The 18,653-nt window shown below is 69.8% G+C and carries 18 protein-coding genes; 6 read left to right on the forward strand and 12 right to left on the reverse strand.

Annotated elements, in window-relative coordinates; genetic code table 11:
• Window positions 1-54: 54 nt before the first annotated feature.
• The 5 genes from PSH25_RS08720 to PSH25_RS08740 form a co-directional block, all read right to left on the reverse strand.
• Window positions 55-1,845, reverse strand: a complete 1,791-nt coding sequence (locus PSH25_RS08720; RefSeq protein WP_238658507.1) for a vWA domain-containing protein — start codon at window positions 1,843-1,845, stop codon at window positions 55-57.
• 84 nt (window positions 1,846-1,929) lie between these two features.
• The gene (locus PSH25_RS08725) at window positions 1,930-3,210 is read right to left on the reverse strand and encodes a serine/threonine-protein kinase (RefSeq protein WP_238658508.1); all 1,281 of its coding nucleotides are present in this window, start codon (window positions 3,208-3,210) and stop codon (window positions 1,930-1,932) included.
• Window positions 3,211-3,439: 229 nt separating this feature from the next.
• A complete protein-coding gene (locus PSH25_RS08730; RefSeq protein WP_238658509.1) occupies window positions 3,440-5,452 on the reverse strand; it encodes a peptidoglycan-binding domain-containing protein in 2,013 nt (670 codons plus the stop codon).
• Between the two features lie 81 nt (window positions 5,453-5,533).
• Window positions 5,534-5,986, reverse strand: a complete 453-nt coding sequence (locus tag PSH25_RS08735) for a hypothetical protein (protein ID WP_238658510.1) — start codon at window positions 5,984-5,986, stop codon at window positions 5,534-5,536.
• Window positions 5,987-6,257: 271 nt separating this feature from the next.
• Complete coding sequence (locus PSH25_RS08740) at window positions 6,258-8,852, reverse strand: tetratricopeptide repeat protein (protein WP_238658511.1); 2,595 nt, start codon at window positions 8,850-8,852, stop codon at window positions 6,258-6,260.
• 180 nt (window positions 8,853-9,032) lie between these two features.
• Here PSH25_RS08740 and PSH25_RS08745 point away from each other — a divergent pair, with 180 nt between their 5' ends.
• From PSH25_RS08745 to PSH25_RS08755, 3 genes are all read left to right on the forward strand, one after another.
• Window positions 9,033-9,794 (forward strand): cyclase family protein, encoded by a 762-nt coding sequence (locus PSH25_RS08745; RefSeq protein ID WP_238658512.1) that lies wholly within the window; start codon window positions 9,033-9,035, stop codon window positions 9,792-9,794.
• 13 nt (window positions 9,795-9,807) lie between these two features.
• Window positions 9,808-11,445 (forward strand): thiamine pyrophosphate-binding protein, encoded by a 1,638-nt coding sequence (locus PSH25_RS08750; protein WP_238658513.1) that lies wholly within the window; start codon window positions 9,808-9,810, stop codon window positions 11,443-11,445.
• 98 nt (window positions 11,446-11,543) lie between these two features.
• A complete protein-coding gene (locus tag PSH25_RS08755; protein ID WP_238658514.1) occupies window positions 11,544-11,927 on the forward strand; it encodes a VOC family protein in 384 nt (127 codons plus the stop codon).
• Between the two features lie 45 nt (window positions 11,928-11,972).
• On the opposite strand, the gene PSH25_RS08760 is transcribed toward PSH25_RS08755, so the two are convergent.
• A complete protein-coding gene (locus tag PSH25_RS08760; protein ID WP_238658515.1) occupies window positions 11,973-12,176 on the reverse strand; it encodes an ANTAR domain-containing protein in 204 nt (67 codons plus the stop codon).
• Between the two features lie 233 nt (window positions 12,177-12,409).
• On the opposite strand from PSH25_RS08760, the gene PSH25_RS08765 reads away from it, so the two are divergent.
• Together PSH25_RS08765 and PSH25_RS08770 are read left to right on the forward strand one after the other, a co-directional pair.
• Window positions 12,410-13,123 (forward strand): GAF and ANTAR domain-containing protein, encoded by a 714-nt coding sequence (locus PSH25_RS08765; RefSeq protein ID WP_238658516.1) that lies wholly within the window; start codon window positions 12,410-12,412, stop codon window positions 13,121-13,123.
• 109 nt (window positions 13,124-13,232) lie between these two features.
• The gene (locus tag PSH25_RS08770) at window positions 13,233-13,415 is read left to right on the forward strand and encodes a ribonuclease (RefSeq protein ID WP_124777181.1); all 183 of its coding nucleotides are present in this window, start codon (window positions 13,233-13,235) and stop codon (window positions 13,413-13,415) included.
• A gap of 26 nt (window positions 13,416-13,441) precedes the next feature.
• Here the strand turns inward: PSH25_RS08770 and PSH25_RS08775 are convergent, their stop codons facing one another.
• The gene (locus PSH25_RS08775; RefSeq protein WP_238658517.1) at window positions 13,442-13,615 is read right to left on the reverse strand and encodes a hypothetical protein; all 174 of its coding nucleotides are present in this window, start codon (window positions 13,613-13,615) and stop codon (window positions 13,442-13,444) included.
• A 186-nt stretch (window positions 13,616-13,801) separates the two neighbouring features.
• Here PSH25_RS08775 and PSH25_RS08780 point away from each other — a divergent pair, with 186 nt between their 5' ends.
• A complete protein-coding gene (locus PSH25_RS08780; protein WP_238658518.1) occupies window positions 13,802-13,960 on the forward strand; it encodes a hypothetical protein in 159 nt (52 codons plus the stop codon).
• A 54-nt stretch (window positions 13,961-14,014) separates the two neighbouring features.
• Here PSH25_RS08780 and PSH25_RS08785 read toward each other — a convergent pair whose 3' ends face one another.
• From PSH25_RS08785 to PSH25_RS08805, 5 genes are all read right to left on the reverse strand, one after another.
• Window positions 14,015-14,422 (reverse strand): four-helix bundle copper-binding protein, encoded by a 408-nt coding sequence (locus PSH25_RS08785; protein ID WP_238658519.1) that lies wholly within the window; start codon window positions 14,420-14,422, stop codon window positions 14,015-14,017.
• Between the two features lie 113 nt (window positions 14,423-14,535).
• The gene (locus PSH25_RS08790) at window positions 14,536-15,249 is read right to left on the reverse strand and encodes a GAF and ANTAR domain-containing protein (RefSeq protein WP_238658520.1); all 714 of its coding nucleotides are present in this window, start codon (window positions 15,247-15,249) and stop codon (window positions 14,536-14,538) included.
• A 203-nt stretch (window positions 15,250-15,452) separates the two neighbouring features.
• Window positions 15,453-15,911 (reverse strand): hypothetical protein, encoded by a 459-nt coding sequence (locus tag PSH25_RS08795; RefSeq protein WP_238658521.1) that lies wholly within the window; start codon window positions 15,909-15,911, stop codon window positions 15,453-15,455.
• 3 nt (window positions 15,912-15,914) lie between these two features.
• Window positions 15,915-18,341, reverse strand: coding sequence for a molybdopterin oxidoreductase family protein (locus PSH25_RS08800; protein ID WP_238658522.1), 2,427 nt, complete (start codon window positions 18,339-18,341; stop codon window positions 15,915-15,917).
• Window positions 18,322-18,579, reverse strand: coding sequence for an HPP family protein (locus PSH25_RS08805; protein WP_238658523.1), 258 nt, complete (start codon window positions 18,577-18,579; stop codon window positions 18,322-18,324). The genes PSH25_RS08800 and PSH25_RS08805 overlap by 20 nt, the downstream gene beginning before the upstream one ends.
• Window positions 18,580-18,653 lie beyond the last annotated feature (74 nt).

Here is an 18,653-nt window from a genome sequence, read left to right on the forward strand (position 1 = left end):
CCTGCCAGCCATGGCTGGCAGGCCGCGACACCTACGCGCCGGCCAGGGGGAGCGTCAGAAGCTGCTGACCAGCTTCACGAACGCCTCGTCGATCTTTGCGGGATCGGTGGCGTCGAAGGCCTTGCCCGACGACGCCTTCGCGATCCGGTCCAGGGTGGCGAAGTCCGACTCCCGGTCGAAGGCGATGCAGAACACCTTCACCGGACGTTGCGGGTCCAGGGCGACCTCGTCGAGCAACCGGGCCAGGTCATTGTCCCGGCTGTACTCGTTCTTGCCGTCGGTCAGCACCACGATCGCGTTGATCCGCTGCGGGTCGTACCGGTCGAGCAGTTCTCGGTGTGCGGCCCGGACCGTCGCGTAGAGCGCGGTGCCGCCCTCGACGTGCAGGGCGGCGATCTTGCTGTTGATCCGCTTCTGGTCGAACCCGCCGAGCGGCACCTCCTCCCGGTAGGGGCTCTTCGGCCGCTGCTGCGTCTCCGAGGAGAACGACCAGAGCCCCACCCGGTCTTCGGCGTTGAGCAGCGCGAGGCCCTTGCCCGCCGCCGCCGAGGCGACCTGGAAACGGGTACGGGTGCCGACCTTCGCCTGCATCGACCCCGAGGTGTCCAGGGCGATCAGGATGTTGGCCTTCTTGCGGAGCGTGCTCCAGCCGTCCAGCATCGCGCCGACCACCTCCGGGTCCGGGGGCTCGAAGTAGTTCAGCCCGCCGGTGGGCTCGGCGCCGACGCTGGCGAGCAGCTCCGCCGAGGCGCGGCGCTCGTGGTCCCGGAAGCCGAGGCGGGCGAAGCTCTCCTGCTGGTCGCCTTCGGTCAGAAACTTCTGGAAGTCGGTCGCCGCCGCGCGCTGCCGCTCATCGGCGGAGGGCAGCACCACAAACGGGTGGTCCAGGTTGAACGTGCCCTCCCTGGGATGGACGGCGACCAGCGGGACGTTCGGCCGGCGGCCCCGCTCCTGCCCGTCCTGCCGAGGGCTCAGCGCACCCGTGTTGTAGAGGTCCACCAGCTCCTCCTGCAGGACGATGGCGCTCATGTCGTCCGTGCTGCCCGCCCCGCCGGCCAGGTCCGCCTCGGCGAGGCTGCGCAGCAGGTCCACCGAGTCGTCGCTGTAGTGCGACACGTTGGCCTCGATCCGGCGGACGAACTGGGTGACCGCGGGGTTGGACAGGTCGGACCGGGTCAGGTCGCTGGCCCGTTGCACCGCCGCGTAGTAGGTGGCGATGGTCGCCGCCAACCCGGAGGTGGACAGGTTCGGGTTGTCCTTGCCGAAGGTGAAGCGGCCCCACTCCGGTTTGCCGAAGTCCGCCCACCCGTCCCGCCCGGAGAGGCCCAGGATCTCTCCCCAGCCCAGCGACCCGCGCTGGCGTACCAGCTCGGCCTTGGGCTGCGGCATCGCGATCACCAGCGGACTGTTGGCGATCGACGGGTACTGGTCCGGGGTCTGCAGCTTCCGCCCGGCGGCTTCGTCGAGCAGCCGGAGCTGGCCGGTCCACAGGCTCGACGTCGGCAGCCAGACCTGTGGTTGCGGCAGGCCGGTGTGGGTCCAGCCGGTGGCCAGCGCCTCCGTGGCCTTGCCCGAGTTCAACGCGCTGACGTGCACCTGGGCGCAGCCGCCGCCATCGATCGACCGGTCGCTGCGGTTGTAGCGCTCGGCCAGGTCGACAAGCAGAGCCGCCTTCTCCGTGGAGGAGTTGACCTGGAGGGTGACGGCGCAGTCGGTGCGGGCCCCCCCGTTGCCCGCTTCGCGCTGCCGGACGAACACGAACGCCCCGGCGATGACCACCAGCCCGGCGGTGACGGCGGCGGTGTACGGCAACCACTGCCGCGTACGACTTGCGGTTGGGGCCATCGGGACGTCCTCCTCGGCGGGCGGCTGGTGGCAGTCAACCTATCGATCCGGCGCCACTCGGCGACCCCGACCCCAACGCACCGCTCACTCGCCGTCGGACCGTCTCCCGATCGCCGTCGCGACCAGCAGTCGAACCAGGTAGACCACGACGAAGGCGACCGCCCCGACCGCAGCGGCCGGGCCGACCGCGCTCGACGCGACGTAGCCGGCGGCGGCGCCGACCGATCCGAGGAAGAGCGCGGTCGAGATGCCCCAGGCGTCAAGGGCCTCACCACGCAGCCGCCGCCACGCGCCGCCACCTCCAGCGCGAACGCCGGGCTCCGTCACCTGCAGGTGCGCCGGCTGCGACTGCAGGTGCGCCGGCTGGGTCGGCCGGGCCTGGGTCGGCACCGTCGGCCGGGTCGGTGTCTGGGTTGGACGCGGCTGCGGTGCCGTCGGCGTGACCGGGGGGAGCGGGTGGTTCGGTGTCGGCGCGCCCGCGGTCTCGTTGCCCACCTCGAGCAGGCTCTCCCGACGTAGCGGCTCGGTGACCCTGCCGTCCTGCCGGAGCAGCCGCACCAGCACGCGCTCGGCAGCCGGCCGGTCCGCCGGATCCTTGGCCAGGCACTCCCGGATCAGCTCGTCGAGCACGGGAGGCAACGCCGGAAGGTCGGGGGCATCGTGCAGCACCCGGTGCATCACCGCGAAGAGTGAGTCATTGCCGAAGGGCGGCCGACCACCGGCGGCGAAGGCGATCGTGGCGGCCCAGGCGAAGATGTCACAGGGTGGACCGATCGCGTCGTTGCGGAACCGCTCGGGCGCCATGTACGCGGTGGTCCCCATGACCCGGCTGGACGCGGTCTCGGTGTTGCCCAACGCCCGCGCGATGCCGAAGTCGATCACCCGGGGACCGTCCTCGCCCAGCACCACATTGTCCGGCTTCAGGTCGCAGTGCACGACCCCGGCACTGTGGATCGCGGCGAGCGCGGTGACGGTGCCGACCGCGAGCCGGTGCAGGGCGTTACCGGTCACCGGGCCCCGCTCGCGGACGTGCCGGTGCAGGGTCAGGCCCTCGATGAACTCACTGACCACGTAGGGCCGCTCGCCGTCCACCTCGGCGAAGAGCACCTGCGCGGTGCAGAACGGGGCCACCCGGCGGGCGGCGGCGATCTCCTTCACGAACTGTGACCGCGCCCGTGGATCACTCAGATCGACGTTGACCATCTTGACCGCGACCCGGTCACCGGCGTCGTCCTCACCGAGGTAGACGACCCCCTGCCCACCCGCGCCCAGTCGGCCGACCAGCCGATACGGGCCGGCGGTGACCGGGTCGTGCGTCCACAGTTTCGCCAACCCCGGCACCGGCGGGCCGGCCAGTTCTGACATCCCGACTCCATCAGCGTCGTGCCCGGCCACCGGCGGCGCAGGACACGGCCATCGTGCCATGTCCGCCGTCGGCGACCGAGGACGCTCGACCATGGGTTGCGGTCGAAGGTGACGTGACGCCTGCGGCGTCCTCGTTCGGCGGGCTGGAGGTCAGCCGTCGCCCGTGTACGCAGACGTGTTGATGGGACGGTGCGTTGTCGAGCTCGATGGTCGACCCGGGCGCCCGTCGTCAGAACCGTGCGCGGTTCAAGGCCTTCTGGAGTGCGGCGATGGTCGCGTAACCCCAGATCCCATCGACTGACAGTCCCGCAGCAATCATGGTGTTGAGGTGTCGCTGCAGGGCCTTGATCGTGCCCGGTCCCATCCCACCGTCCACGGCGAGTCCGGCATTGCTCCAGTTGTTCAGATGGCTTTGCAGGGCGCGGATCGAGGCAGGCCCCCATTGTCCGTCGACAGTGGTGCCGAGGGCGCGCTGGGTGGCCCGAATGGTTCCCGGTCCGAAATCCCCATCGACGGCCAGGAGTGCGCCCTCGTCGTAGTAGGCCTGGTAGGCAGCCTCGGTGCCGGGACCCCAGAGACCGTCAGCGGTGACACCGAGTCGGCCCTGTAGCCAGCGGACACCGGTGTCCGTGCTCGGACCCCAGAAGCCATCGACCACCAGGGCCGGGGAATAGCCCATGTTGTTGACAGCTCGCTGTTGGGAGGCCGTGGACCGCACGGACGACATGCCGCCGCCGGGAGCGCTGCCGTTGATCTGAGCCTGGTACGCGACCTCCGTATTCGGGCCCCACAGTCCGTCGGCCGTGACGCCGAGTCGACCCTGTAGCCAGCGCACACCGGCGTCTGTCTTGGGCCCCCAGAACCCGTCCACGACCAGGGCCGGCGAGTAGCCCGCGTCGTTGACCGCCTTCTGCTGGGCAGCAACCGTGCGTACGGACGTCATTCCGCCGCCCATGCCACCGCTGCTCGGCGGAGGGTCGGTCATCCCGGGAACGTCGTCCGAAACCATGCCGGCCTGAACCCAGGTCCGGAGTTGGGAGCCGGGGCATGCGGTCGAGTTGCCCGAGAGCCCACCATGCCAGGTTTTGGCGAGGGTCTTGCCGCTCAGCGCGTTGGCGCGATCGTAGATAGACCGGATCGAGCGGAGCACGGCCGGTGTGACGTCACCGTCGGAGCCGATGAAGCACACGCCGAGGTGCGTGACGTTGTGCCCGCTCGCGTGAGCGCCCTCGACCTCCCAACCGCGGCCCTCGTAGACCCGGCCGGCCACATCGACCAGAAAGTTGTACCCGATGTCCGACCAGCCGTTGCTGTCCATGTGGTAGTTCTGAATCTGCCGCGGTGTCGTCGCGCTCGTTCCCGCCGAATAGTGGACCGTGAATCCCGTACGTGTCGTGATGGGGACCCGCGTGACCGCGACGGGAGGCCGCGCTCCCCATTGAGCGCGCAGGATGGTGTTCAGAGGCGCCGGAGGGCTCGGCGGGATCGGCGGCGGCTCCAGCGAGCCGTTCGTAACGTACTGGTAGAGCGCTATTCCGGGGCATTCGGTCGTGGCCAGATCCCGGTGTCCCCTGATTCGTGGTCCCGCCTTGCCGACCAGCCGCAGGTGGCCGATGAGGTTTCGGATGGCGGCCAGCATCGCGGCGCTCGGCTGGTCGTCGGAACCCCAGGGCAACGACGTCGAGCCGATGAGGCTCATGATGGCGTAGTAGTCCTGGTTCGCCCCCTTGGTTTCTGTGTCGTTGGCCGCCGAACGGATTCCCATACCGCGACCTTCGAAAATCACGCCATGTTGGCAGACGACGAAGTTGTATGCGATATCGCTCCCCTCGCCCTCCATGCCCTTGTCCTGTATCTCGCGCATCTGCCCGAAGCAGTCGTTGTGATTGGCGGCCGGATCCCACCCGTCGGTGTTGCCCTTGTAATGGATGGCGACGCCTCCCTGCCAGGGCATCCAGGTATACGTCTGATCCGGCTGCGGCGGCTTCGCTCCCCACTGGGCGCGAGAAACTATCTGGACGGCAGCGGCCGCCGTTGTGGCGGCTACACGTGTCGCTGGGGCCGACCGTGCGCTCGCCGGTGACGTAGGCAGAAAAGCAGAGACGGCGGCGGCGGTGCCGCCGATGAGTGCGATACGGCGAGTTATCGGCAGGATCGACGTCGGAGAAGCCGTCGACGATTCGTGATCGGTGGGAGCGGGTAGCGCCATCTCGTCGCGCTCCGCGGAACGACCATCAGCCATAATTGGGCCCCCTAGAGTGGTACCTGAGCGGAAAGCGTGGTGGCCCATGTCGTTGCAACACGGGCCACCTTCAGGCGCAGGTCAGGTGCCCACGCTGACCCATTCAGAGCAGCTCTCAGGGAAGATGCTGTTGCTCGGGTAGTTACCCGAGCAGGCGCGGAACACCACCGACTTGAGGGTGACGCCCGGCTGGCTCTCGGGGAACGACTTGTTCATGTAGCGGTGGCCGCCGTAATAGCCGGCGGTGTGCCAGATCCTTCCCTGGCGGATGATCGCCCCGTTGGGGCTCACCTCGTCGTCGAAGAACCGCCAGTCGATGACGACGGGATAACCGTCCTCCCAGGTGTCCTCGATACGGAACCACTCCCCGTGCGGGGCGAAGCACGCATAGGCGTTGGCGCTGCTGTTCGTGCAGACCCAGTCCACGAGCGGGCCGGGGCCGATCTCGTCGGTGGCGAGCTGCTTCCCATCGGCGGCGGCAGCCGGAGTTGCGGTAGCGACGACGGCGACGGCTGTGGTGAGCAACGTGGCCACAACATTTCGTAGCTTTCGGCCCATTGTTGTTCCTCCCGTGATGTGTCGGCACCCGATCGATCCATCCGAACGTCGGCCTGAGTGCCGTCAGGTCGACGGGAATGATTCGAGCACGGTGGGAGGGATCGTCAGTGGTCGCTGGGTGTACGGATCTGTACGAACCAGTACGGTCGGCGGGCGTCCACTGTTCGTACACGTTCGTAGACGCTGGCCGTGCCGCCGATACCTGCGCGGCCGGCGTCGCGGTTGTCTGGTCCGCTGACGGGAAAGCTCACCAACTCGCGATGGCGGGCGGACCTGGGACGGGGCCGGTGTCCTCGGGAATTGTCCGCGTAGCCGTTGCCTCGTCCCGAAGCCGGTTGGCAAGCACGATGTCTCCAGCCATGCGGTGTGCTTCGGCCAGGGTGTCGAGGCCGGTAGCCAGCCAGGTCGGCGAGCCGACCTGGCGCCACAGCTTGACGGCGGACTCGGCTCGGCGTCGGGCCAGGGTCGGCCGGCCGGCCGCGAGTTGTGCGGCCGCGAGCGCGTTCAGCACCGCGGCCTCACCCCAAAGGTTGCCGAACTCGCGGTAGGTCCAGAGGCTTCGCGCGAGTAATCGGCGTCCTTCCGCGTGTGCACCCTGTCGTACCAAAAGGTCTCCGAGCCAACAGGTCGCGTGTGTGGCGGTGAGCCTGTCCCCGAGGTCTTCGCTGATCGAGACGGCCTGCCGGAAACAGGTGGCCGCGACCGGATAGTCACCGAGCAATCGGTGAGCCTGTCCCAGGGCCCGCAGGGCCTGCGCTTCGCCGGGGCGGTAGTTGGCGGTTCGGCTCAACCGTAGGCATTCCTCGAACCGGTTCCTGGCGGCCTCGACGCGGCCCTGCTCGAGGTCGATGACGCCGATGCCGTTGGTCGCGTAGACGAGGCAGTTGATGTTGCCTGTCGCGCGGGCGAGGGCGGCGGCTTGCTCGAAGTGTCGCACCGCTGTCGCGTACTGGCCGAGCAGCCGGTGGACGTACGCCAGCCCGGCCGTTGCGCTGGCCCGGTAGGCGGGGCCCAGGCCGTCGGCGAGCAGGAGGGCCTGCTCGAAGTGGTACAGCGCCTCCGGGTAGCGATCGAGGATGGTGGTGAGTTCGCCCAGGCACCGGTGAAGTTTGGCGGCGCTGCGACGATCACCTGAGTGCAGGGCCGCCTTGAGTGCCCGGCCCTGGAGTCGTTCCCAGTCACCGAAATGGGTGCCGACCTGGAAGAACGTCGTCAACGAAGTGGCGAGCCCGGCGGCGGGCGCGACCTCGGTGGCGTCCAGCGCCTGCTGAACCACCGCGATGAGGAATCTGCGTTCGTCGTTGAACCAGACCACTGGGTCGACGAGAAGCTGATCGGCGTCCGAGGCTGGCAGCCGCCAGGACATCAGTTCTGTCTGCGTGATGCCGTGGAAGTCGGCGCTGAGGATGTTCGCGGCAAGGTCGGCGAGGTACACGCTGGCACCGAGAAGGCGGCCGAGCGCCGCCGCCCGGATCTCCCGCGAGATCTCCCGTTCCGCCCTCTCCCGACCGAGCAGCCGCACCAGGTCGTGCAGCCCGTAGCGGATACCGGTGGCACCGATGGGACCGACCTCGGCCAGATGTACCTCGACCAGGTCATCGAGAATGGCCTCCGCGTGGGGCAGGCTGGTGTCCAGCAGCGCGGCCAGGGCCCATCCGGCGAAGTCCGGTCCGGGCAGCAGACTGAGCAGTTGCAGAGACTGCTGTGCCGTTGCGGACATTCCTCGGTAGGTCAGTTCGAGGCTGGCCCGTACGGCAACGTCGCCGACGGCCAACTCGTCGAGTCTGCGCTGCTCGTCGGCGAGTGCTCGGGCGACCTTGGCCAGCGGCCAGTGGGGTCGGGAGGCGAGGCGGGCTCCGGCCACCCACACCGCGAGCGGCAGGCCGCCGCAGGTCTCCACGATGAACCGGGCCGCCTCTGACTCGGCGGTGGTGCGGCCCCGACCCAACATTTCGCGCAGCAACGCGAGCCCTGCCGTGGAGTCGAGGATGTTCAGCGGTAGGCGCCGGCTGCTCAGATCCGCGAGCGTGCTCCGGCTGGTGACGATGGCGGCGCACCGTCTGCCGCTCGGCAGCAGATTGCTGACCTGCCGTGTCGTCAACGCGTTGTCCAGGATGATGAGCATCTCGCGCTGCGCCAGCAAGGTGCGGTAGAGGTGGATCCTGCTGGTCAGGTCAGGGGGCATCGCGCTGCTTCGTACGCCGACCGCACGTAGGAAAGCTTCCAGGACCGTGAAGGGATCGGCTGGATCATCGCCGAAGCCCTGTAGATCGATGTAGAGCTGGCCATCCGGAAACCGGGGGGCGAGCCGGTGCCCGAGACGTACCGCGAGTGCCGTCTTGCCGACCCCAGCCGGTCCGGTGACCAGCAGGGTCACCGGGGCCGTGGCATCCGGGTCGAGCAGCCGGAGGGCCTCGGCCACCTCCTCGTCCCGTCCGACAAACGGCGACACCACCGGTGGTAGCAGGAAGGGGGCGCTCTGCCGTCCGGGTGAGCCGTCCAGGCGGTGCCTGACGTATTCCTCGGAACCCGGCGGTGCACCCGACGGGTCCGGAGCCGGTCCGGGTACGGCCCCTGCCGCCGCCGGTTGATCGCACTGGACCAGCGCACGGCGTGCGTCGATCCATTCCTGCACTACCGCTGCGTCGCTACCGCACGCCCGCACCAGGGCGGCCACAATTTCCTCGGACGGCAGCGAGAGCCGGTTGAGCGCGCTCGCGATGGTGCTGGCCGGCAACTGATCGCCGGCACGCCGGGCCTTCCGTTCCAGCGTCCGGTACGAGAGCCCAGACGCGGACTTCAGTGCGCGCAGCCGGGCGACGAACTCAGCTGCGGTCCGCACCGCACCAGGAGGTTGCGGTGTCGACACAGACCGCACCTTACCAATGCATGTCGCTACGGTTCGATGTTCGGCCCGCCCGAGCCCGTCTGGCCGGTCCGGGAACCGCGGGGTGGGCAGCGCCGCTGACACACGCAGTTCGAGAGTCCATCGTGGCCTGTGAATGCGGTGTACCGTCGCCGCATGACGGTGCTGCAGGAGTTTGTCGCCGCTCTTTCCAGCGGCCGGATCCAGGTTGTCGACCTCACCGCTCCACTCTCGGACCAAACCCCGATCCTGGGTCTGCCCGAGCAGTTCGGCCAGACCTGGCCGTTCCGGCTCAGCGAGATCAGCCGGTACGACGACCGCGGTCCGGCCTGGTACTGGAACAACTTCTCCACCGGCGAGCACACCGGCACCCACTTCGACGCCCCCGTGCACTGGGTTACCGGGCAGCAGGGCGCGGACGTGTCGCAGGTGCCGGTGGGCCAGTTGATCGCCCCGGCGGTGGTGATCGACCACGCCGCCGACGCCGCCGACAACCCGGACTTCCTGCTGGAGGTCGAGCACATCAAGGCGTGGGAGGCGGAACACGGCCCCCTGCCCACCGGGGGCTGGCTGCTCTACCGCACCGGCTGGGACGCGTACGGCGACGACCCGGAGCGGTACGCCAACGCCGGGCACACCCCGGGCATCTCCGTCGAGTGCGCCCGCTGGCTGGCCGAGGAGTCGCCGATCCAGGGCGTCGGGGTGGAGACGGTCGGGACCGACGCGGGCGCCGCGCACTCGTTCGACCCGCCGTTCCCGTGCCACTCGTTCCTGCTCGGCCAGGACAAGTACGGCCTGACCCAGCTCCGTAACCTGGCGCAGTTGCCGGCGACCGGCGCGGTGGTGATCGCCGGACCGCTGCCGATCGTCTCCGGGTCCGGCAGCCCGTGCCGGGTCCTCGCGCTTGTCGAACGGTAGGACCGGGCCACCGATGCGGGTAGCCGAGGTGGTCGGACGGGTTCTGTACGAACACGGTGCACGGCACGTCTTCGGGGTGGTCGGCAGCGGCAACTTCCACGTCACGAACGCGCTTGTCGCGGCCGGCGCCCGCTTCGTGGCGGCGGCCCACGAGGGCGGCGCGGCGAGCATGGCCGACGGGTACGCCCGCACCGCCGGGACGGTGGGACTGCTCTCGGTGCACCAGGGTCCGGGCGTCACCAACGCGCTGACCGGCCTCACCGAGGCCGCGAAGAGCCGTACCCCGATGGTGGTCCTGGCCCCCGAGGCGACCGCGCCGCGGTCGAACTTCTTTCTCGACCTGCCGGCGCTCGCCGCCGCGGTCGGGGCCGACTTCCATCGGGTACGCGCGACGCACGCGGCCGAGGACGCGGGCGCGGCGTATCGGGCCGCGGCCCGGGGCGCGACGGTGGTGCTGGGTCTTCCGTTGGAGGTGCAGCAGGCCGTGACCGAACCGTGGTCCGGCCCGGTCCCCGCGGTCGCGCCGATTCCGACCACCGCCCCGCAGGTCGAGCCGTTGCTGGCCGCGCTCCGGGCAGCACGTCGACCGGTCTTCATCGCGGGTCGCGGTGCCCGGGCAGCCCGGGAACCACTGACCCGGCTCGCCGACGCGTGCGGCGCGCTGCTCGCGGTCTCGGCCGCGGCGAAAGGACTGTTCGCCGGCAACCCGTGGAATCTCGACGTGGCCGGCGGCTTCGCCACCCCGCTCGCCGCCGAGCTGATCGGCGGGGCGGACCTGGTCGTCGCGTGGGGCAGCACGCTGAACATGTGGACCACCCGGCACGGCGAACTCATCCCGCGCTCGGCCGTCGTCGTCCAGGTGGATCACGACGCGGCCGCGTTCGGGGTGAACCGCCCGGTCGACCTGGCGGTGGCCGGCGAGGTGTCGGCGGTCGCCGAGGCGGTGCTCGGTCGGCTGGGGAACCACGTCACGGGGTCCGTCGACGGCGGCTGGCGTACGCCGGAACTGGCCCGACGGATTCGCGACCACGGCCGGTGGCGGACGGTTCCGTACCAGGATGAGGCCAGCAGCGCGCCGGCGACGATCGACCCGAGGGCGCTCTCGGCTGCCCTGGACGACCTGCTGCCGCCCGCCCGGACGGTGGTGGTCGACTCCGGCAACTTCATGGGCTACCCGTCGATGTGGCTCGACGTGCCGGACGTGGCCGGATTCTGTTTCACCCAGGCGTTCCAGTCGGTCGGGCTCGGCCTGGCCAGCGCGCTCGGCGCGGCGGTCGCCCGACCGGACCGGCTCACCGTCGCGGCGGTCGGCGACGGTGGCTTCGTCATGTCCGCGACCGAACTGGTCACCGCCGTCCGGCTGGCGCTACCCCTGGTCGTGGTGATCTACGACGACGCGGCGTACGGCGCGGAGGTGCACCACTTCGGCCCGGACGGGTACCCGTTGGAGACGGTCACCTTCCCCGAGACCGACCTGGCCGCGATCGCCCACGGTTACGGTTGCGACGGGTTGACCGTCCGGACCGTAGGCGATCTCGGGCCGGTACGCCACTGGCTCGCTGGTCCCCGTACCCGACCGCTGGTGATCGACGCCAAGGTCTGCGCCGCGCGCGGCTCATGGTGGCTGGAGGAGGCGTTCCGTGGCCACTGACCCGCCGCCGTCCATAGGGCCAGGCCAGGCCCCAACTCCGCCGGGCAACGCCCGGTCAGGTCGATGACAGGGTGTCATAGCTCGCGTACGTTGGCGCGGTGGCCACTCTCTGGACTTTGGGATGCGATGCCGACGACCCCCAACGGATCGCCGCTTTCTGGGCGTTGGCCCTCGGCTATGTCAAGGAACCTGGTTTCGACGAGCCCGACAACGCGTCAATCGTCGATCCGGACGGTCGGGGCCCCGCCATCGCCTTCCTCAAGGTCCCCGAGGGGAAGTCGGCAAAGAACCGCATGCACATCGACATCCGGGTGGCGGGTCCAGGCTTCGGGGACATGGCCGACCGCGCCCGGTTGATCCGGCAGAAGGTGCCCGACCTGGTTGCCGCCGGCGCGACTGTGGTCCGCGAGGAGTGGTACGGCGACGTCCTCGGCCATGTCGTCATGCGTGACCCGGAGGGCAACGAGTTCTGCGTCGCTTGATGCCATGATCAGGGCCGATGTCCGGAGCGGGCGGGCCCCTGTCGACTACTGTCTGGCGCTTTCGGCGGTGTGCTCCACCATGGCTCGGGCGACCTCGCGGACGGTGCGGCTGGTGTCGTGCGCCATCGTCGTCAGGCCGGCGAATGCCTGCTCGGGGGTGCAGCGCCGCTCGCCGACGATGATCCCCTTGGCCTGTTCGATGACAGCTTCACTGTCGATGGCGGCGTCCACGTGCTGCGAGAGGGTCACGCCTTTGCGGACCGCCGTTGACCGTCGCGAGGGTGGCACGCCGGCACCGAGGACGTGGATGACAGCCGACGTTCCGGTACGGCTAGGCTGAAGACCTGTGGCACGGCGCCTTCGATGGGCGTCGTCGAGACCAGCGTCAAAAAGCGGCGCGGATCCCGGACTCCGCCTGAAGAGTCCTGCAGCGATCCGCGCACCCACCCCTGGGGGTACGCGCCCTCGTTAGGGACGCTTTGATGACGTACGTCGAACCCATGGACCCACACAAGGCGTTCGCCGAGCTCGGCCGTATCCGACTCGCCGACATCGACCTCGACACCCTGCTGGACAGGATCGCGCAGCTGGCCAAGCGCACGATCCCCGGGGCCAGTGAGGTCAGTGTCACCCTGCTGCACGGCAACAAGCCGCAGACCGCCGCGTTCACCGGCGAGCTCGCCCGGGCCCTGGACGAGAAGCAGTACGAACGTGGCCACGGCCCGTGTCTGCAGGCCGCTGAATGCACCTCCAGCCTGATCGTGCCGGACACGGGCACGGAGCAGCGGTGGCCGGGCTGGGCCCTCGCCGCCGCCGAGGCCGGCGCGCACAGCTCCCTGTCGGTCGGGCTGCCCGTGCACGAGCACGTCACCGGCGCGCTGAACATCTACGCCACCGCACCGAACGCCTTCGACGACGACGCGATCGCGATCGCTCAGACGTTCGCCGGATTCGCCGCCGTCGGCCTGGCCAACGCCCATCTGTACGAAACCCAGGCCACCCTGGCCGGGCACATGCAGAAGGCGATGAAGAACCGCGCCGTCATCGAACAGGCCAAAGGCATCATCATGGGCGAGCGTCGTTGCACCCCCGAGCAGGCCTTCGCCATCCTGAGCAAACTGTCGCAGAACGCCAACCGCAAGGTGCGTGACGTCGCCTCGGCCCTGGTCGAGAACGCACACCGCTCACAGCCATAGCAGACCGTTGACGGTGCACCCGGTATGTGGGACCACCGTCGGGAAGGCCTGCGGGGAGCGGCACCGGCGGGGACCGTTTGCTGGTGGAGCCGGAGGGTAGGGGGAATTCATGACTACGCCTGAGCAGAGTCAGCAGGAGAGAGCCCTCGAAACCGGAGCGGTGTACCAGGACGCCGAGGGGCGCCGAACGACGGATCCCGGCTCCGGGGCCGCGCACGCCGACAGCGAGGCCGAGCGCAACGCCGAGCACCTGAGGCGAGGCGAGGTCGGGCCCCGCGTTCCGGAGGAGTAGCGGGTCGGGGTGTGTGTAAACCACCGTCACCGACGGGCGAGCTCCGGGGCGGCGGTGTCCAGGGGGCACGGCCGGCGTCGGGGACGAGGCCGAGTTGCACGCTCGGCCGGGATCCGACCGCCGCGAAGAGCCAGTCGGCGGTTGACGCTGCCGGCGTCCAGGGACAGCAGGTCGACGCTGACGTTCCTGGGTCGGGCCATGACGGTTCCCCTCAACGGTCGACTGTCGTTCCTCGTCTCGTTCAAGTGGTAATCCCAGGTCACGGCAGAAACGTCCAAATCCGGGAACAGGCCGCTGGCGGGCGCCGTTTGCGCCTCCGGTCGTCGGGAAGGCGCTCGGGTGACAGTGACGCGCGGGTCAGCCCGCGCCACCGACGGGAGGTCGACATGGGTGACCGGGAACGGCTTCACGATCTTCGCCAGCAGGCCCACGACGCGAAGATCGAGGGCAACTCCAAGATGACCGAGGAACAGCTGCGCGACGCGCTGCGCAAGGTCGGCCGGGGCGAGCAGCCCCAGATGGCGAAGCACCAGGCCAAGCGCTGACCCGGCGGTCGGTGCCGGCGGCCCTCGGCTGCCGGCACCGACCCCGCCTGTCGTTCAGCTCATGGTGGCCAACAGGTCCCGGCAGGCCCGCTCGCACGCCCGACACGCCTCGGCGCAGACCCGGCAGTGCTCGTGCTTGTCGGCGTGAGCGGCGCACTCGTCCCCACACGACTTGCAGGCGGTGGCACACGCCTCCAGCAGACTGCGGCTGATGTTCGCGTCGTAGCCGGTGTGTCGGGACAGCACCCGAGCGGTGGTGGTGCAGATGTCGGCGCAGTCCAGGTCCGTGCGGATGCACTTGGTCAGCTCGGCGACCATGTCCTCGCTCAGACAGGCGTCCGCGCACGCGGTGCAGGCCTGGGCGCAGTCGTTGAGCGCGTCGATCGCCGCCGCCAGCTTCGCGCGGTCCAGGTTGATCGATTTGGGGTATGTCTCCAGCATGGGCATGGTGGTGCTCGGCATCAGGAATCCCTCTCTCTCGGTTCCTGGTGCCCTACCCGAAGCATCCCCGGACACACCGGGTAGGCACGGGCGGCAAGGCCGCAGGAGCAGCGGGTACCGGTTGCCGTGCCGGGTCAGCGCCCAGATGTTCCGGCTGCCCGGTCCACCAGTGCCTGCGCCACGTCGCGGAGCTTGCGGTTGGAGTCCTGCGACACCTTCGCCAGGATGTTGAAGGCTTCGTTCGAGGTGCACCGGCGCTCAGCCATGATGATGCCCTTCGCCTGCTCGATGACCGCGCGGCTGGCCATCGCGTCCCGCATCTGACGGGCGAGGTTCGCGGTGCTCTCGTAGAGCTGGGCGTTGGCCAGGGCGACGGCGGCGTACGCGGCGAAGGTCTCCAGCACGGCGACCGTGTCGTCGTCGAAGGCGTGCGGGGTGCGGGCATAGACGTTGAGCCCGCCGACGACCGCCTCCTGGATCGGCATGCCGATCGACACGGAGCTGCCGACTCCCGCCTTGCGGCCACGCTCCGCCCAGTCGGGCCAGCGATCCTCGGCGGCGAGGTCGGGTACGGCGAGGATGGCGCCGGTGGTGGCCGCGTCCAGACACGGACCGCTTCCCTGGGCGTACTGGCGCTCGTCCATGTCGAGAGCCAGCTCGTCGGTGAACGCCGCGGTGTGCCCGGTCCCGCCGCGAACCAGCGTGACCGACACCTCGACCGGCACGGGCAGCACCCGTTTGGCCAGTTCCGCGACGCGCTGCAGAACGTCGTCGAGGCTGGTCTCACCGAGCTTGATCCGGCCGAGTTCGGCGAAGGCGTCGGCGGGATCCGTCGGCGAGTGGGTCATGGCAGCAGGTCCTCACGGCCGGCGCGCCCGTCGAGGAACCAAACATCGAGATGGTGGGCGCGCGGATGGCAGCCCACGAGTCGCGGACCGCTGCACGGAGCCCCAACGGGGCGGAGCCGGGACCAACGCCGGTTGCTCGACGCCGATTCGTCACATCCGGTACGCGGATGTGAGCTACAGGTCCGCCAGAATACTCGGGCCCGTCAGTCGGCGACGACGAGCGCTTGGGGCGCGGCGGCCTTCATCCGGGTACGCAACCACTTGAGCTGGATCGCCGTTTCACCCTCGCAGCGTCGTACGACCGCGAGCAGTTCCTCGTCGCGAACACCGTAGGCGGCCTGGCCGACGACGGTCCAGGTGATGTCGCACTCGGCGGCCATCAGGTAGAGGTCCTGGAGGTCCCGCAGGAGGCCGATGCCGCCGGTGCGGGTGCCGGTGAACAGTTGCGAGTGCAACCGGTCGGGTTCGTCGGGCGCGTCCTCGGAGTAGCGGGCCACGAACGGGTGCAGCTGTTCGGCGTAGGCGTCGCAGCGGCGCGCCTGCTGCTGGCAGAGGTGCTCGATGTCGGGTTCCTCGGCATGCGCGTCGGCGACCTGCCGGAACGCGTCGGCCAGGTTGACCTGCGCGCGGTGCAGGAGACCGAGGTAGTGGGCGAGGTGCACGGCTCACTCCTTCCCGCTTGTGGCCGGCCCACCAACGGTGGGCGGCACGTCAGCGTCCGCTGGTGGTGCGCTGCCGCCGACCGTCGGCGCCGGCGAGGGTACGCCTCGCCCGGCGGCGAGTTTCGCCACCGCGACGGCGGCGACCTTGAACAGCGGCTGCTTGGACACCGGGTCCCAGGCGGTGATGGTCAGCTCGTTCGCCGCCCGTGGGGTGCGGTCGGCGGGGTCCTGGTCGAAGTAGCCGTAGTGAAACGGCAGGAAGACGACGCCGGGGCGAATGCCGCAGAGCCGGGCGCGGGCCTGGATGGCGCCGCGCGCCGAGGAGACGCCGACCAGGTCGCCCTCGACGATGCCGAGCCGGGCCGCGTCGGCCGGGTTGAGCTCCACCCACACGTCCGGTGCCGCCTGGTTGAGTTGCGGGGCGCGGCCGGTCTTGGTGCGGGTGTGGAACTGGTAGACGGTGCGACCGGTGGTCAGGAGCAGCGGATGCTCCTCGTCGGGCACCTCCGGTGAGGGTTGGTAGTCGACGCTGTGCAGGAACGCCCGCCCGTCCGGTTCCTTGGCCCGGTATTCCGCCTCGGTGAACTCCGCACCGGTAACCAGGTCCTGGCCGTACGTCTCGCAGTAGTCGGGGTCGGTGGGGAAGTGTCCGTCGGTGTAGAGACGCTCGGTGCCGTCGGGATGCTCGTCGGTGCACGGCCACTGGATCCCGGAGCCGCCGCGCAGCTTCTCGTAGGTGATGCCGGTGTAGTCGCACGGCCGGCCCCGCGAACACTCCTTCCACGCCTCGAACACCTCCTCCGGCCCGCTCCACTTGATCAGCGGCTGGCCGTCGCGGTCGCGGAAGTCCATCCGGCGGGCGTAGTCGAGGAAGATGTCCAGGTCCGGGCGGGCCTCCCCCGGGGGGTCGACGGCCTTGTCGGAGATGTGCACCGTCCGGTCGACACTGGTGAACGTGCCGGTCTTCTCACCCCAGGTGGCGGCGGGCAGCACGACGTCAGCCAGCTCGGCGGTCTCGGTGAGGAAGAGATCCTGGACCACCACGAACAGCTCCGGCCCACGCAGGATCTGCCGGATCCGGTGCAGCTCCGGCAGCGAGACAGCCGGGTTGGTGGCGGAGATCCACAGCAGTTTGATCGAGCCCTGCTCGGCGTACCGGAAGATCTGCATGGCGTGCGTCGGCGGCGCCCAGTGCGGGATGGTGTCCACGTCCACGTTCCACAGCCGGGCCAACTCCTCGATGTGGGCGGTGTTCGCCCAGTTGCGCAGGCCGGGCAGGTCGCCGTCGGCGCCGGTCTCCCGGGTGTTCTGGGCGGTGGGCTGACCGTTCATCTGGTAGATCCCGGCGCCGGGCCGGCCGATCATGCCGCGCACCAGGTGCAGGTTGTTGACGGCACAGGCGGCGGCGGTGGCCTGGTTCGACTGGTAGAAGCCCTGCAACACGGTCGACAGCAACCGCTGCGAGGTGCCGAGGAGTTCGGCGGCGCGCTCCACGTCGGCGGCCGGTACGTCGCAGATGTCGGCGACCCGCTGCGGCGGATAGCCGTCGACGATCCGGCACAGCTCGTCGAAACCGAGGGTGTGCGCGTCGACGTAGTCACGGTCGTACCAGCCGCGCCGGATGATCTCCCGGAGCAGGCCGTTCATCAGGGCAACATTGGTGCCGTTACGCACCGCCAGGTGCAGATCGGCCTCCCGGGCGACCGGGGTGGCGCGCGGGTCCACCGCCAGCATCGCCGGCGGGTTGGGGCCACGGCGTCGATCCAGCATCCGCATCCACAGCACCGTCTGCGTCTCCGCGACGTTGTGACCCCACAGCGCGATCGCGTCGCAGTGGTCCACGTCGGTGTACGAGCCGGGCTGTCCGTCGGTGCCGAAACTCGCCTTCATCGCCGCCGCCGCGGTGGCCGTGCACAGCCTGGTGTTGCCGTCCATGTGCGGCGTGCCCAGACCGGCCTTACCGATCACACCCAGCGCGTAGTACTCCTCCAGGAACAGTTGCCCGGTGGTGTAGAAGCCGAAGTGCCCCCACCCACCCGGCCCGTCGAGGAGTTCCTTCGACCGGGCCACGATCCGGCCCATCGCGGTGTCCCAGTCCGACTCGACCAGGCGATCGCCGTCGCGGACCAGCGGTCGGGTCAACCGGTCCGGGCTGTGGTTGGCCTGCCAGCCGTACAGGTCCTTCGGGTCGACCCGACCGCGGTTGATCCGGTCCACAGCCCGCCCGCGTACCCCGACGATCCGCCCGTCGGCGACGCCGATGTCCAGCGCGTCGCCGTTGGAGTGCAGCACGGACGCCGACTGCACCCACCGGTCCACGTCGGTGTCGGTCCGGCCATCGGCCAGGTACCGGTCCACCCGCACCGGCCACTCCTGCCCCGGCCCGTACGGGGTCCGCTCACCCCACGGGTCAGCGATCCGGTCCACCACGATGTCCTCCTTCCGGTGACGACGCGGGCGCCGCCCACAATGGCATCGGTCGGCCCGACACCCGTCCGTACAGCCAGTCGACGACCGTGACCAGCACCACCGCGCCGGCCGCGACGAGCAACTGCGTCGGGGTACGGAGCAGGCCCAGGCTCACGATCAGTGTCGTCGCGCCCGCCGGGGCGTGTGACGCGTTCAGCAGCACCAGCACCGACGCGGTCACCGCCAGTGACCCGGCCACTGCCCCGATCCTCGGCGCACTCACGCCCTCTTCTCCCGAATCCCGTTCGTCATGGTCGCCTCCCTCGCCTCCGA

Source organism: Micromonospora foliorum (assembly GCF_022229015.1).
Classification (GTDB): domain Bacteria; phylum Actinomycetota; class Actinomycetes; order Mycobacteriales; family Micromonosporaceae; genus Micromonospora; species Micromonospora foliorum.